Raw genomic sequence first — 13334 nt, 5'->3', positions numbered from 1 at the left:
CTGCCCGAGGGCGAGGGCCTGGTCGTCGTGGCCAACACGGCCGCGGGCAGGGCGGACCGGGTGCCGGCGCTGCGGGATGCGCTGCCGCGGGCGGAGGTCGTCGAGTGCGCGCCGGAGGACATGCGGGACGAGCTGGAGAAGGCGGCCGCCCGGGCCCGGGTGCTCGGGGTGTGCGGCGGCGACGGCACGGTGAACGCGGCCGCGGAGATCGCCCTGCGCCGCGGCCTGCCGCTCGCGGTGCTGCCCGGAGGCACGCTGAACCACTTCGCCGGCGACCTGGGCGTGCAGGACGTCCGAACGCTGAGTCGCGCGGTCCGGCGGGGTGACGCCGTGCGGGTGGACGTGGGCCGGTTCACCTGCGGCGAGAAGCAGGGCGTCTTCGTCAACACATGCAGCCTGGGCGTCTATCCGGAGCTGGTCCGTGAACGGGACCGCTGGTCGCACCGGATCGGCAGCTGGCCGGCGGGGGTGCTCGCGGCGCTGCGCGTGCTGCGTGCGGACCGGCATCCGCTGGAGGTCGAACTCGGCGGCAGGCCAAGGCCGTTGTGGCTGTTGTTCGCCGGGAACGGCACCTACCACCGGATGGGCCTCGCACCGGCCCGCCGGCTCGAGCTCGCGGACGGGCAGCTCGACGTACGGGTCGTGCACGGCGGGCGCGGACCGGCGCTGCGGCTGCTCGCCGCCGCCCTGGCCGGCCCGCTGACCCGCTCCCCGGCGCACGCGGCGGTCCAGGTGGGCCGGTTGCGGCTGTCCGGCGTCGCACCGGGCACGCTGCTCGCCTACGACGGAGAGGTCACCGAGGTGGAGGGCGAGGTCACGCTGGAGAAGCTGCCCGAGGCACTGGTCGTCTACCGGCCCGTACCCAGGAACTGACGACCCATCAGTCCATATTGCAGAACAAGCTGTCTCATCATTCGACCGGGCGCGTACGGTGGCGGAGGACGTGAACCTGCGTGACGCGAAGGGGTACAGCCATGCCGAAAGCACAGGAAACCGCCGTCTACACGCACGGGCACCACGAGTCCGTGCTGCGTTCGCACACCTGGCGGACCGCCGCCAACTCCGCCGCGTACCTCCTCGGCTCGCTGCAGCCCCACATGAAGATCCTGGACGTCGGCTGCGGGCCCGGCACCATCACCGCCGACCTGGCCGCACTGGTCCCCGACGGCCATGTCACCGGTGTCGACTTCGCACCGGACATCCTGGACCGGGCGCGGGCCACGGCGGCCGAACGCGGCCTGACCAACGTCGACTTCGCGGTCGCCGACGTGCACGCCCTGGACTTCCCGGACGACACCTTCTGCGTGGTCCACGCCCACCAGGTGCTCCAGCACGTCGGCGATCCCGTGCAGGCACTGCGCGAGATGCGGCGGGTGACGAGACCGGGCGGGTTCATCGCCGCCCGCGACTCGGACTATGCGGCGATGACCTGGCATCCCGCCTCACCCGGCCTGGACGACTGGCTGGACCTGTACCGCAGGGTGGCCCGCGCCAACGGCGGTGAGCCGGATGCGGGACGCCGGCTGAAGTCCTGGGCGCTGCAAGCCGGGCTCACCGACATCACCGCCACGTCCGGCACCTGGACGTTCTCGACGCCGGACGAGCGGGAGTGGTGGAGCGGCCTGTGGGCGGACCGCACCCTCGCGTCCGCCTACGCACGGCGGGCCACGGAGGGCGGGCATGCGAGCCCGGAACAGTTGCGGGCCGTATCGGAGGCCTGGCGCCAGTGGGGGAAACAGGACGACGGCTGGTTCGCGGTTCTGCACGGAGAAATTCTGTGCCGCAAGGAAGCCTGAACATTCCCTTTCGGGAAACTCGGAGAGCAGGAGGTTCACATTATGGTTCCCATCCTGCTGGTACTGCTTTTGGTGCTGCTTCTGTTCGGCGCCGGATTCGCGGTAGAGGTGCTTTGGTGGATTGCGATCGCGGTCCTTGTTCTGTGGCTGTTGGGCTTCCTGATGCGGGGTACGACCGCAGCCGGAGGCAGGGGCCGCTGGTACAGGTGGTGAACTGACCCGGGAGCTCAGTCCCGGGGCAGCAACGGTCCGAGCGGCCCGAGGTCCAGATTCAGGTCCTCGGGCCGCAGTCCGTAGCGCTCGCGCAGCTCGGTCATCCGGTCGTCGAGCAGCATCAGGGTGAGCCCGATCCGCTCCTCCTGCTCCTCGCTGAGATCACCCGTGTCGAACCGGCGCAGCGCCTGCCGTTCCATCAGCCGGCGGAGCAGTTCCACGACGGTGAGGACGAGCTTGACCAGATCGCGCTCGACGGTGTCGGGCTCGAGCTCGAGACGGCCCCGGCGGGCTGTCACAGGTCCTCACCCCAGGGGGCCGGCACCTGAGCGTTCACCGAGCTGATCAGCGCGTTGAGGTCGATACGGACGAGATCGACGTCCGCGATGCGCAGGGTGACGTCGCCGGTGATCACGACCCCGCCCGCCAGCAGCCGGTCGAGCAGGTCCACGAGGGCGACCTCACGGCGTTCGATCACCGTCACGGCTTCTCCCCCGCGAAGGAATAGGCCGCCCAGGGGCCGGTGAGTTCCACCCGCATTCCGGGCGCGTCGTCCTTCGTCCGGTCCACGATTTCCACGAACTCCTCGGATTCGGCGCGCGACACCATATAGGCCGCATTCAGAACATTGCGGCCGGAGGTACCGGACAGCGCGGGATCCTGGGGCGCGTGCAGCCGGGAATCGTCGGCATGCGCGGCGAGCGTTTCATGCAGCCGGGTCGCGAACTCCTCGGCTTTCCGCCACCTGTCCTCCTGCTCCCGGGCACGCATACTGCGCTGCCGCAGATAGTCCCGCCCGGACACGGCTTTCCCGGCCGCCGGCTCGCTTTCCACGGTTCCCCCGGGAGTTTCACCGGGTGCGGATTCGACGTACACCTTCACACCCCATTCCACCCGCCCCTCCAGCCGGTCGAGAGTGCGCCGGAAGTCGCCCTCGCGGGCCTCCAGCATCATGCGTACGCCGCTGTCGTCCCGGAACACCGTGGCCAGCCGGAGCGGCAAGGGCGTGGTCACCGTCATCAGCGCGTCGATCACGCCGTGGTGGGCACGGGCGGTGGCCGTGAGCCACTCCAGGTCCTCCAGATGGGCACGGAGCGGCTCCTCCGCGAAGTCCCGCTCCGGCACCGTACTGACCACGGCGACCAGACCGCGGTGGTGCAGCAGCTTGGGCGGGGCGCCCGCCACGCCGGTCAGCTGGGTCTGCAGGGCCGCGCCGAAGGGGCGGCAGACGGCGTACACGTACCGCAGTCCGGTCATGAGGCCTCCTCCTGTGTTCTGCCGGTCTCCAGCTCCGCCAGCCGCTCACGCAACTCGGCGTTCTCCCGGGCGAGTCCGGAGCGGTGGGCCCGGGACGACAGCGCCGGGTCGTCCTCCCACCAGTCGATGCCCATCTCCTTCGCCTTGTCGACGGAGGCGACGATGAGCCGCAGCTTGACGGTGAGCAGCTCGATGTCGAGCAGGTTGATCCGGATGTCGCCCGCGATGACGACGCCCTTGTCGAGCACGCGTTCCAGGATGTCGGCAAGGTTGGCGCCACCGTCGTGGCCGTAGGACTCCGGGAGCCGGCCGGGCGAGGTCATCGACGGCTCCCGGCGCACTCGTCCCGGTACTCGTCCTCGGTCTCCTTCTCCACTTCGGGCTCCCCTTCTTCCCGGGGTTCCACCTCTTCGTATTCTTCTTCGGGTTCCCCTTCTCCGCCGTATTCCTCGTCGTCCGTTCCCACGACCGCAGCTCCCGGGCCACCGCGCAGCCCGGTCTCCAGGCGGTCGAGGAGGTCGTCCTCACGGCGGTCGAACTCCTCCTCGTCGATCTCGCCCGACTCGAGCCGCCGCTCCAGCACGGCGAGCTCGGCCCGTACCGCGGCCGGGTCGTAGTACCGCCGTTCCGCCTCGCGCAGCACCTGTCCGATCACCCATGCGCTGCCGCGCACCGGGGCGAACGGCAGCAGCAGTACCTCTCCGATCAGGCCCATGGGCTACTCCTCCGCCGTATCCGCGCGGCCGGCCGTGCTGCCCGCCGGCTCGGCGGGGCCCGGCTCGACGAAGCTGTACGGCGGGAGCGGTCCGTTGACCCGCAGATCGAGGTGCGGATGGTCCTTGCGGGCCTGCTCCACCGCGGCCAGGAACATCTCGGCGGCGCCGCGGTCCACCAGGAACGAGACGTTGGCCGGCCGGCCGACGGAGTCGGGGCCCACGCTCACGGCCTCGGCGACCGGTTCCAGGGCGTGCTGCAGCTCCGCGGCGTCCTCGGCCTCCCGGCTCTGCACCGCGGCGGCGACCATCTCGCCGAGCCGCACCTTCTGTTCGTAACTGCCGCCGCCCGACTGCCGGTTGGCCTCCGCCAGGGCCCGGATCTCCGGATTCTCGGCCATCACGCGGTGCAGGACCGCCTCCTCGACGTGCGAGGCCTTGACGTTGTACTCGGCCTTGCCGTCCAGGGCCCGCAGCCGCTCCCAGTAGTGCGCGGCGCGTTCGGCGAGGACGCCGGTGACCGTGTCGTCGTCCGGGGCGACGCTGCCGAACCGCATGGGCAGCACACAGCCGGCCGCTCCGGCCTCGGCCAGTACATTCTGATGGGCCATCAGATCCCTGCGCTTGGGGCGCAGGCCCTCGGGTGCGTCGCTGACGATCGCCGCCAGGTCGCCCTCCGTCAGGATGCGCACAGGTCGGGCGGGATCACCGACGCCGCCCATGCCCTCGGGGAGCGCGGAGTGCGAGCGTGCGGTGATGCCGTAGACGTAGGTGCTCACTCCGGCTCCTCCTTCCGGCGGGCCGTGGTGGCCTTGCGGGCGCGCGGCCGGGACTCGCTCTCGGGCTGCGAGCCCTCGTCACGTGCCCGCTTGAAGGCGTCGGAGACGGTCTGCGCGGCGCCGGACAGTGCGCCCTTGGACTTGCCGCGCGCGCCGGACTCGGTGATCTCGCCGACGACGTCGGGCAGGCCGGGGCTCTTGCGCGGCCCGGCCTCCAGGTCGAGCCGGTTGCACGCCTCGGCGAAGCGCAGATAGGTATCGACGCTGGCGACGACGACCCGGACGTCGATCTTCAGGATCTCGATGCCGACGAGGGAGACACGTACGAAGGCGTCGATGACGAGCCCTCGGTCGAGGACCAGTTCCAGGACGTCGTACAGGCCGCTGGAGCCGCCTCCGCCGCCGGTCTGCTGTGCCGGGACAACGGTCATGCCGAGCGGTCCTCCTTGTCTGTTTTGTCTAGAGATGTGGGGGGCGCGGGCGGGCGGCCTAACGGCCGCTGGGCCTGTGTGCGTCGGCCCGCCCGCGTTCGTAGCGGCGAACGCGCCGGTAGCCGGTGAGCTGTCCGTCCGGGTCGAGGTCGACCCGGTAGCTCGCCATCAGGCTCATCGTGTCGGGCACGCGGGCGAGTTCGAGGACCTCGACCTCCAGCGACCAGCCGTCCTCGGCCTGTTCGAAGGACGACACGGTCTCGGCGGCCATGCCGGTGAGCTCCGCCAGCTGGGTGCGCGCATGACGCAGCACCTGCATGGGGCTCGCCCGGTCGTCCGCCCTGGGGTCTTCGGCGTGTTCGGGGTCGTGACGTGAATGCTGTGCGTCCGATGTGTTCTGTGCGTTCGACATGGCCACCTCGAACTCCGGGTGGCCACACGGACCTTGGCCAAACCTCCGGATGTCAGCCACGCAGTGCGTCGAGCCTGCGCCGCGCCGGCCCCAGGGCGCGTCCGCGGGTCGGCGTGTCGGCCCAGGGGTTGGTGCGGGCCTGGTCGGCGGCGTCGGCGATGGTCCAGCGGCGTGGGCCGAAGTCCGGCTCGTCCAGCTGGTCCCAGGTGACCGGGACCGCCACGGGGGCGCCGGGCCGGGCGCGGACGGTGAAGGGGACGACGGCGGTCTGCGCGTAGGCGTTGCGCTGCACGTCGAGGTAGAGACGGTCGCCGCGGTCCTTCTTGCGGGCGGCGGTGGTGAGCCGGTCGGGGTGGGCGGCGGCGAGGGTGTCGGCGACGTCCCGGGCGAACTCGCGTACCTCGTCGAAGCCGTGGTGCCTGCCGACCGGCACGATCACGTGCAGGCCACGCGAACCGGTGGTCATCAGGGCGGAGGGCAGCTTCAGTTCGTCGAGCAGCTCGCCGAGCAGCCGGGCCGCCTCGCGGACGGGTGCGAAGGAGTCGCCGGAGGGATCGAGATCGAAGACCATCCGGTCCGGGCTCTCCAGGCGTCCGGTGCGCGACAGCCAGCGGTGCAGGGTGATACAGGCCTGGTCGGCGAGGTAGACGAGGGTGGCGGTGTCGTCGCAGACGGTGTGACAGACGGTGCCGCCCTCCTTGGGCACCTCGACGCGGGTGATCCAGTCCGGGTAGGTGTCCGGCGTGTTCTTCTGCATGAACTGCGGACCGTCCAGGCCGTCCGGATGCCGCTCCAGCATCAACGGCCGGCCGCGCAACTGCGGCAGCATGAACGGGGCGACGGCCCGGTAGTAGTCGACGAGGTCGCTCTTGGTGTACTCCTTGGCGTCCCCGCCACTGGGGAAGAGCACCTTGTCCGGCCGCTGCACCTCGACCGTGCGCCGGCCGGCCCGCACGGCCCGTACGTCGTCACCGCTCACCGCACGACCGCCTGTTCCACGAGGAGTTGGACGGCGGCGACGATGGACTCGGCGTCGATGCCCGCCGCATGCAGCTGCTCGTCGGGGGCCGCCGAGCCCGGCATGGTCCGCACCGCGAGACGCACCAGACGCGGCATGGGTCGCCCGTCCAGGAAGGGGTCGAGGGCCGCGTCCCCGAGGCCGCCCGCCTCGTGGTGGTCCTCCACGGTCAGCAGACAGCCGGTGTCCTCGGCGGCCTGCCGCAGGGTGAGCCGGTCGACGGGCTTGACCGAGTACAGGTCGATCACCCGGACCTGGATGCCCGCCCGGTCGAGGGCGTCCGCGGCGGCCAGCGCCTCGGGCACCGTCACGCCCGCCGTGACAAGGGTCAGCCGGTCCCGGTCGGAGGAGCGCAGCACCTTGCTGCCGCCGATCGGGAACTCCTCGTCGGGCCCGTAGATCACGGCACTCTTGCCGCGCGAGGTGCGCAGATAGCGGATGCCGTCGAGATCCGCCATGGCGGCGACGAGCCGGGCGGTCTGGTTGGCGTCGCACGGGTACAGGACGGTCGAGCCGTGCACGGCCCGGAACATCGCCAGGTCCTCCAGGCCCATCTGCGAGGGCCCGTCCTGCCCGATCGCGACCCCGGCGTGCGAGCCGACCAGGTTGATACCGGCGCCGCTGATCGACGCCATGCGGACGAAATCGTACGCGCGCGTGAGGAACGCGGCGAACGTCGAGGCGTACGGCACCCAGCCGCGCGTCGACAGGCCCACCGCGGCGGCGACCAGCTGCTGCTCGGCGATGTAGCACTCGAAGAAACGCTCGGGGTGTTCCTTGGCGAAGTACTCGGCGCGGGTGGAGTCGCTCACCTCGCCGTCGAGGGCGACGATCTCGCCGCGTCCGGTGCCGAGGGCGGCGAGCGCCTTGCCGTAGGCGTCCCTGGTCGCGACCTCCTCGCCCTTGTCGAAGCGGGGCAGCTCGACCTGCCCGTCGCGCACGGCGTGCAGCAGGCGGGCGCTGTGCGGTTCGTGCACGTGGACGCGCAGGTCGCGGGGGCCGCCGAGTTCGGCGATGGCCTCGTCGGGGTCGGGCAGCGGCTTTCCGTGCAGACCCTCGCGGTCCTGGACGGCGCCGACGCCCCTGCCCTTCAGAGTGCGGGCGAGGACGGCGGTGGGCTGCCCCTTGGTCGAGATCGCCTCCCCGTACGCACGGTCGATCGCGTCGACGTCGTGCCCGTCGACCTCGACGGTGTGCCAGCCGAAGGCCTCCAGACGGCGGGCGTAGGCGTCGAGGTCGTGGCCGTGCCGGGTGGGGCCGCGCTGGCCGAGCCGGTTGACGTCGACGATCGCGGTGAGGTTGTCGAGATGCTCGTACGAGGCGTGCTCGGCAGCCTCCCACACGGCGCCCTCGGCGAGCTCGCTGTCACCGCACAGCACCCACACGCGGTAACCGGTGCGGTCGAGCCGCTTGCCGGCCAGGGCGATGCCGACGCCGACCGGCAGTCCCTGCCCGAGCGATCCGGTGGCCGTCTCCACCCACGGCAGCCGCTGCGGCGTGGGGTGCCCTTCGAGGCGGCTGCCCAGCTTGCGGAAGGTGAGCAGTTCGACGTCGTCGACCACGCCGACCGCCTTGTAGGCGGAGTACAGCAGGGGCGAGGCGTGTCCCTTGGAGAGGATGAAACGGTCGTTGCCCGGGTGGTCTGGGCGGTCGAAGTCGTAGCGCAGGTGGTTGGCCAGGAGGACGGCCATCAGATCGGCGGCGGACATCGAGGACGTGGGGTGCCCCGAGCCTGCGGCAGCGGAGCACCGCACACTGTCCACGCGCAGCTGCTGCGCCAGCTCGACGAGTTCGGGGGTGTTCATCGGTCTCCTTCGGCGGGGATGTCGGTGCGCTTGACGGGGCCGGGTGAGGGGTGGCCCTCGCCGGGGGCGGGGGGTGGTTGCTTCTTCGCCGGCTCTTCGCCGGGCTGGTTCTTCGCCGGCTCCCCACCCGGCTGGTTCTTCGCCGGCTCCCCACCCGGCTGGTTCCTTGCGGGTTCCTGGCCCAGCTGGCTCTTCGCCGGTTCCGAGCCCGGCTGACTCTTCGCGGACTCAGAGCCGGGCCGGCTCTCCGCAGGCTCCGGGCCCGGTTGCCTCTCCGCAGCCCCCGTACCACCGTCCCCCTCCCCCACGCCGGCGGCGCCAGCCCCCGCCCCCGTCTCCCCCCGGCCCGGCACCCGGGCCAGCTCCGGGGAAGCCGTGTCCAGCGGTACCGACCAGGACCGTACGAGCCCCAACTGGACCGCCTGGCGCGGCAGTACCGCGTCCAGGAGCCAGTCGGCGGCGACCCGCACCCGGTTGCCGGGCATCGCGGCGAGATGGTAACCGCGGGTGACCGCGCCCGCGACGGGCCCGGACAGCGGCACGCCGAACGGGTTGGCCGCCGCCTGTGCGCCGCCCAGGTCCACGACGAACCCCAGGTCCCGGTGGCGGTAGGCCCGCGGCTCCCCCGCCCCGAAGGATGCGGCGATGTTGTGCGCGCAGACCTTGCCGTGCCGCCAGGCGTGCTGCGCGGTCATCGGCGTGTACTGCCCCGGTCGGTCGAGGTCGGGCACGGCGGCCGCGTCCCCGCACGCGAACACCTCCGGCCGGCCCGGCACCTGGAGGTTGGGGTCGACGAGCAGCCGCCCGCGTTCCATGGGCAGGTCGAGGGAGTCGACGAGCGGATCGGGCCGTACGCCCACGCACCACACCAGCGTGCGGGTGTCGACGAACTCGCCGTCGGTCAGCAGGACTCCCCCGTGCATGGCCTCCTTCACGGAGGTCCCCATCCGCACGTCGACACCCCGCTGCCGCAGCACGCGGTTGGCGGTGCGGGAGAGCCGTTCGTCCAGCTCGGGCAGGACGCGCGGTGCGATGTCCAGCAGCATCCAGCGTGGCCGCATGCCCTCCCGCAGGGGATGCTTGCGGACCTGCGCGTCGGTGAACATCTGCCCGTGCGCGGCGACCTCGGTACCGGTGTAACCGGCGCCGACCACGACGAAGGTGCACCGCGCGGCACAGCTCTTGGGGTCGTCGGCGGCGGCCGCCAGCTCCACCTGCCGGGTCACGTGATCGCGCAGATAGAGCGCCTCGGGCAGTCCGCGGAAGCCGTGCGCGTGCTCGGCGACGCCGGGGATGGGCAGCAGTTTGTTGACGCTGCCGGCGGCGAGCACCAGCCGGTCGTACTGGAGGGTGCCGCCACCGCCCTCGGGGTCGGAGTAGTGCACGGTGCGCGCGTCGAGGTCGATGCCGTCGGCCTCGCCGAGCACCGGCCGCACCCGGGGCAGGGTGCCGGAGAGGTAGACGGTGACCCGGCGCGGCTCCAGGATCCCGGCGGCCACCTGGGGCAGCAGGGGCAGATACAGAAAGTAGTCGGTCGGGTTGAGCAGGGTGATGTCGGCCTTGTCCCGGGCCAGCCGCGACAGCTCGCGGGCGGTCCGGTAGCCGGCGAAACCGGCGCCGACGATCACGATGCGGGGTCGACTCACGTTCGCCTCCGGTGGGGGTCCCCCACGCCCTCGAGGCAGAGGGGGTGTGGCTCGTACGAGGTTTTCCGCGTCCCCCTGGCCGGGGCACCCAAACGCGCCGGGCCCTCGTTCGGGCCCCACTGCACCGGCGTTTCGTGCCGGGGCGGGCGGATACCCGGCCGGTGACCCGCCCGACCCGCTCCCTCGCGGAGGTGTCCTCCATGCCCCGGTACGGCTACTTCCTCTCCTGCGAGGAGTTCGGCCCCGCGGATCTCGTCGAACAGGCGAGGATGGCGGAGCAGGCCGGATTCGAGACGCTGTGGATCTCGGACCATTACCACCCCTGGAACGACGCCCAGGGCCAGAGCCCCTTCGTGTGGTCGGTGATCGGCGCGATCTCCCAGGCGGTGTCCCTGCCGATCGAGACCGCGGTCACCTGCCCGACGGTCCGGATCCATCCGGCGGTGGTGGCACAGGCCGCCGCGACCAGCGCGGTGATGACGAACGGCTTCCGCCTCGGCGTCGGCACGGGCGAGGCACTGAACGAGCACGTCGTCGGCCACACCTGGCCGCCCGCGAGCGTCCGTATGGACATGCTGGAGGAGGCGATCCTCATCATGCGCAAGCTGTTCTCCGGCGAGGAGATCAGCCACTTCGGCACGCACTACAAGGTCGAGAACGCCCGCCTGTACACCGTCCCCGACGAGCCCGTCCCGATCGACATCTCCGGCTTCGGCCCCAAGGCGACGGCCTTGGCGGCACGTGTCGGCGACGGCTACATCACGATGACGCCCGAGGCATCGATGGTGGAGCAGTTCCGCAAGGGCGGCGGGGGCGCGAAGCTGGTGAGCGGCGGGACGAAGGTCTGCTACGGCACCGACCGCGACGAGGCCGTCCGCACGGTACGCCGGCTGTGGTCGAACCAGCTGCTGCCCGGCGAGATGGGCCAGATCCTGCCCTCACCGCGCCACTTCGAGCAGCTGGAGCCGCTGATCACCGAGGACATGGTGCGTGACAACACGGTCTGCGGCGACGACGTCGACGAGCACGTCGCCACGCTGAACGCGTTCGCCGAGGCCGGCTTCGACCGGATCTACGTCAACCAGATCGGCCCCGAACAGCGCGCGTTCTTCGACTTCTACCGTACGAAGGTGCTGCCCCAGCTCCAGCAGAGCCACTGATCTCGTGAGGGCCCGATGAAGCTGCATCGCCCCGCCGTGTCGGTGTACACGGTGCCCACGGACGCCCCCGAGGCGGACGGCACGCTGGACTGGGACACCACGACCGTGGTGCTCACCGAGGTGACGGCGGGCGAGGCGACCGGCACGGGCTGGACGTACGGCCCGCTGGCGGTCGGCGACTTCCTGCGCGACCACCTCGCCCCGCTCGTCGAGGGCCGCACCGCCCTGGACATCCCGGCCGCCCATCACGCCATGGTCCGCTCCGTGCGCAACGCGGGCCGCCCGGGCATCGCGTCCTGCGCGATCTCGGCCCTGGACATCGCCCTGTGGGACCTGAAGGCCCGGCTCCTGGAACTCCCGCTGGCCCGGCTGCTGGGCACGGTCCGGGAGCGGGTTCCCGTCTACGGCAGCGGCGGCTTCACGACGTACCACGACACCCATCTGGCCGCGCAGTTGAACGGCTGGGTGCACGGTCAGCACATCCCGCGCGTGAAGATGAAGATCGGCGAGAGCCGGGGCCGGGCGGTGGCCCGCGATGTGGCCAGGGTGCACACGGCCCGCCATGTCATCGGCGATCAGGCCGAGTTGTACGTCGACGCCAACGGCGCCTACACCCGCAAACAGGCGGTGCGTGTCGGTCACGCGCTGGCCGAGCACGGCGTCGGCTGGTTCGAGGAACCGGTGCCCTCCGACGACCTGACGGGGCTGCGGCTGGTCCGTGACGCCCTGGTCTGCGACATCGCGGCGGGCGAGTACGGCTACGACCTGCCCTACTTCGCCCGCATGATCACGGCGGGCGCGGTCGACTGCCTGCAGATCGACGCCACCCACTGCGGCGGCATCACCGAGTTCCTGCGCGCGGCGGCCCTGGCCCAGGCGCACGGCCTGGAGGTCTCCGCCCACTGCGCCCCGCACGCCCACGCCGCCGTGGCGGCCGCGATCCCCAACCTGCGGCACATCGAGTGGTTCCACGACCACGTCCGGATCGAGTCGATGTTCTTCACCGGCGCCTTGGACCCCACGGGCGGCACCGTCCGCCCCACCGCGGGCACGGGCCACGGTCTGACGCTGCGGACGGACGACGTGGAGGAATACCGGGTCGCCTAACGGCGGGCAAGCCGCGTCAGCCTGCGTGCCGCCAGCACCCCGGCGCCGACGGTGAGTGCCTTCCCCACATGTCCACGGTTCCGGGAAACCCATTCCTGTGGGCCGGCCGGCAGGGACTCCTCGTCGAACCGTCCGTGCGCGCCGAAGTCCCGCCCGTGCGGACCGTCGGCCGGCACCCACAGGTTCCCCTGCCCGGGATGCTCGCCCGCGTCCCGCTGGGCGTCGAACGCGGTCCGGGCGAGGTAGCGTTCCAGCAGCCCGGGAGCCACGGCGTTGGCGAGCAGTGTGGCCACCGTGGAGCCGCCCACCCAGTACTCCCGGCGCCGCCCGTGCCGCGCCGCGTGCACGATCGCCCGCGCCGCGACCTCCGGCTGATACACCGGCGCCACCGGCCGGGCCCGCCCCGGCACCCGGCTCAGCACCCAGTCGAACTGCGGCGTGTTGACGGCGGGCAGCTGCACCATCGTCGTCCGCACCCCGCTCCCCTCGTGCAACAGCTCGCACCGCAGTGACTCGTTGAACCCCTGGATCGCGTGCTTGGCGCCGCAGTAGGCGGACTGCAGCGGAATCCCCCGGTAGGCGAGCGCGGAACCGACCTGCACGATCGTGCCCCGGTCCCGCGGCAGCATGTGGCGCAGCGCGGCCCGCGTGCCGAACACACAGCCCAGGTACGTCACTTCGGTCACCCGCCGGAACTCGTCCGGGGTGATCTCCGTGAACGGCGCGAAGACTCCGGCGAAGGCGTTGTTGACCCAGACGTCGATCCTTCCGAACGCGTCCACGACCTGCTGGGCGGCGTCGTCGACGGCCTTGGCGTCGGCCATGTCGACCGTGACGACCAGCGCCTCACCCCCGGCGCGCTGCACGTCGTCCGCCGCCGCGGCGAGGCCCTCGCGGCCCCGGGCCAGCAGGGCGACCCGGTCGCCCCGGGCGGCGAAGGCGCGGGCGCTGGCCCGGCCGACGCCGCCGCTTGCCCCGGTCACCACGACGGTCCTAC

The 13334-nt window shown here is 71.8% G+C and carries 16 protein-coding genes and 1 pseudogene; 5 read left to right on the top strand and 12 right to left on the bottom strand.

Annotated elements, in window-relative coordinates; all coding sequences use genetic code 11:
• The 3 genes from ACTWQJ_RS07065 to ACTWQJ_RS07055 form a co-directional block, all read left to right on the top strand.
• On the top strand, positions 1 to 873 hold an 873-nt coding region (locus tag ACTWQJ_RS07065; protein WP_443305758.1), incomplete at its 5' end, for a diacylglycerol/lipid kinase family protein.
• 101 nt (positions 874 to 974) lie between these two features.
• A complete protein-coding gene (locus tag ACTWQJ_RS07060) occupies positions 975 to 1796 on the top strand; it encodes a class I SAM-dependent methyltransferase (protein ID WP_443305757.1) in 822 nt (273 codons plus the stop codon).
• A 42-nt stretch (positions 1797 to 1838) separates the two neighbouring features.
• A complete protein-coding gene (locus ACTWQJ_RS07055) occupies positions 1839 to 2009 on the top strand; it encodes a hydrophobic protein (RefSeq protein ID WP_443305756.1) in 171 nt (56 codons plus the stop codon).
• 14 nt (positions 2010 to 2023) lie between these two features.
• Here the strand turns inward: ACTWQJ_RS07055 and ACTWQJ_RS07050 are convergent, their stop codons facing one another.
• The 11 genes and pseudogenes from ACTWQJ_RS07050 to ACTWQJ_RS07000 form a co-directional block, all read right to left on the bottom strand.
• Complete coding sequence (locus tag ACTWQJ_RS07050; RefSeq protein WP_443305755.1) at positions 2024 to 2308, bottom strand: gas vesicle protein K; 285 nt, start codon at positions 2306 to 2308, stop codon at positions 2024 to 2026.
• On the bottom strand, positions 2305 to 2493 hold the full coding sequence (locus ACTWQJ_RS07045; protein WP_443305754.1) for a gas vesicle protein: 189 nt from the start codon (positions 2491 to 2493) through the stop codon (positions 2305 to 2307). Before ACTWQJ_RS07045 ends, ACTWQJ_RS07050 begins: the two co-directional genes overlap by 4 nt.
• The gene (locus ACTWQJ_RS07040; protein WP_443305753.1) at positions 2490 to 3266 is read right to left on the bottom strand and encodes a GvpL/GvpF family gas vesicle protein; all 777 of its coding nucleotides are present in this window, start codon (positions 3264 to 3266) and stop codon (positions 2490 to 2492) included. The genes ACTWQJ_RS07045 and ACTWQJ_RS07040 overlap by 4 nt, the downstream gene beginning before the upstream one ends.
• The gene (locus ACTWQJ_RS07035; RefSeq protein ID WP_443305752.1) at positions 3263 to 3589 is read right to left on the bottom strand and encodes a gas vesicle protein; all 327 of its coding nucleotides are present in this window, start codon (positions 3587 to 3589) and stop codon (positions 3263 to 3265) included. Before ACTWQJ_RS07035 ends, ACTWQJ_RS07040 begins: the two co-directional genes overlap by 4 nt.
• 152 nt (positions 3590 to 3741) lie before the next feature.
• Positions 3742 to 3981: pseudogene (locus ACTWQJ_RS07030) on the bottom strand (gas vesicle protein GvpG); the annotation flags it as partial.
• Positions 3982 to 3984: 3 nt separating this feature from the next.
• Positions 3985 to 4758, bottom strand: coding sequence for a GvpL/GvpF family gas vesicle protein (locus tag ACTWQJ_RS07025; protein ID WP_443305751.1), 774 nt, complete (start codon positions 4756 to 4758; stop codon positions 3985 to 3987).
• Positions 4755 to 5189, bottom strand: coding sequence for a gas vesicle structural protein GvpA (locus ACTWQJ_RS07020; RefSeq protein WP_443305750.1), 435 nt, complete (start codon positions 5187 to 5189; stop codon positions 4755 to 4757). The genes ACTWQJ_RS07025 and ACTWQJ_RS07020 overlap by 4 nt, the downstream gene beginning before the upstream one ends.
• 58 nt (positions 5190 to 5247) lie before the next feature.
• Entirely contained in the window at positions 5248 to 5601 is a 354-nt protein-coding gene (locus ACTWQJ_RS07015; protein WP_443305749.1) for a gas vesicle protein GvpO, read from the bottom strand.
• 52 nt (positions 5602 to 5653) lie between these two features.
• Complete coding sequence (gene ligD, locus ACTWQJ_RS07010; protein WP_443305748.1) at positions 5654 to 6580, bottom strand: non-homologous end-joining DNA ligase; 927 nt, start codon at positions 6578 to 6580, stop codon at positions 5654 to 5656.
• Positions 6577 to 8424 carry a transketolase gene (locus ACTWQJ_RS07005; RefSeq protein WP_443305747.1) on the bottom strand — a complete coding sequence of 616 codons (1848 nt, stop codon included), beginning with the start codon at positions 8422 to 8424 and terminating at the stop codon, positions 6577 to 6579. The genes ligD and ACTWQJ_RS07005 overlap by 4 nt, the downstream gene beginning before the upstream one ends.
• A complete protein-coding gene (locus ACTWQJ_RS07000) occupies positions 8421 to 10070 on the bottom strand; it encodes an NAD(P)/FAD-dependent oxidoreductase (RefSeq protein WP_443305746.1) in 1650 nt (549 codons plus the stop codon). The genes ACTWQJ_RS07005 and ACTWQJ_RS07000 overlap by 4 nt, the downstream gene beginning before the upstream one ends.
• Positions 10071 to 10270: 200 nt before the next feature.
• On the opposite strand from ACTWQJ_RS07000, the gene ACTWQJ_RS06995 reads away from it, so the two are divergent.
• Together ACTWQJ_RS06995 and ACTWQJ_RS06990 are read left to right on the top strand one after the other, a co-directional pair.
• Positions 10271 to 11230 carry an LLM class F420-dependent oxidoreductase gene (locus tag ACTWQJ_RS06995; RefSeq protein ID WP_443305759.1) on the top strand — a complete coding sequence of 320 codons (960 nt, stop codon included), beginning with the start codon at positions 10271 to 10273 and terminating at the stop codon, positions 11228 to 11230.
• 15 nt (positions 11231 to 11245) lie between these two features.
• Positions 11246 to 12337 carry an enolase C-terminal domain-like protein gene (locus tag ACTWQJ_RS06990; RefSeq protein WP_443305745.1) on the top strand — a complete coding sequence of 364 codons (1092 nt, stop codon included), beginning with the start codon at positions 11246 to 11248 and terminating at the stop codon, positions 12335 to 12337.
• On the opposite strand, the gene ACTWQJ_RS06985 is transcribed toward ACTWQJ_RS06990, so the two are convergent.
• Complete coding sequence (locus tag ACTWQJ_RS06985; protein WP_443305744.1) at positions 12334 to 13323, bottom strand: SDR family oxidoreductase; 990 nt, start codon at positions 13321 to 13323, stop codon at positions 12334 to 12336. The two genes, ACTWQJ_RS06990 and ACTWQJ_RS06985, sit on opposite strands and share 4 nt — an antisense overlap.
• Positions 13324 to 13334: the final 11 nt, after the last annotated feature.

The organism is Streptomyces sp. KR55 (assembly GCF_052245645.1).
GTDB lineage: Bacteria > Actinomycetota > Actinomycetes > Streptomycetales > Streptomycetaceae > Streptomyces > Streptomyces flavusporus.
Note: the sequence above shows the minus strand (reverse complement) of the source record. Positions and strands in the feature narration are given on the sequence as shown.

What these genes read in the sequence shown, in the direction of transcription:
- ACTWQJ_RS07060 (WP_443305757.1), top strand. Translation starts at nt 975, where the DNA reads ATGCCGAAAGCACAGGAAACCGCCGTCTACACGCACGGGCACCACGAG.
- ACTWQJ_RS07055 (WP_443305756.1), top strand. Translation starts at nt 1,839, where the DNA reads ATGGTTCCCATCCTGCTGGTACTGCTTTTGGTGCTGCTTCTGTTCGGC.
- ACTWQJ_RS07040 (WP_443305753.1), bottom strand. Translation starts at nt 3,266, where the DNA reads ATGACCGGACTGCGGTACGTGTACGCCGTCTGCCGCCCCTTCGGCGCG.
- ACTWQJ_RS07035 (WP_443305752.1), bottom strand. Translation starts at nt 3,589, where the DNA reads ATGACCTCGCCCGGCCGGCTCCCGGAGTCCTACGGCCACGACGGTGGC.
- ACTWQJ_RS07020 (WP_443305750.1), bottom strand. Translation starts at nt 5,189, where the DNA reads ATGACCGTTGTCCCGGCACAGCAGACCGGCGGCGGAGGCGGCTCCAGC.
- ACTWQJ_RS07015 (WP_443305749.1), bottom strand. Translation starts at nt 5,601, where the DNA reads ATGTCGAACGCACAGAACACATCGGACGCACAGCATTCACGTCACGAC.
- ACTWQJ_RS07005 (WP_443305747.1), bottom strand. Translation starts at nt 8,424, where the DNA reads ATGAACACCCCCGAACTCGTCGAGCTGGCGCAGCAGCTGCGCGTGGAC.
- ACTWQJ_RS06995 (WP_443305759.1), top strand. Translation starts at nt 10,271, where the DNA reads ATGCCCCGGTACGGCTACTTCCTCTCCTGCGAGGAGTTCGGCCCCGCG.
- ACTWQJ_RS06990 (WP_443305745.1), top strand. Translation starts at nt 11,246, where the DNA reads ATGAAGCTGCATCGCCCCGCCGTGTCGGTGTACACGGTGCCCACGGAC.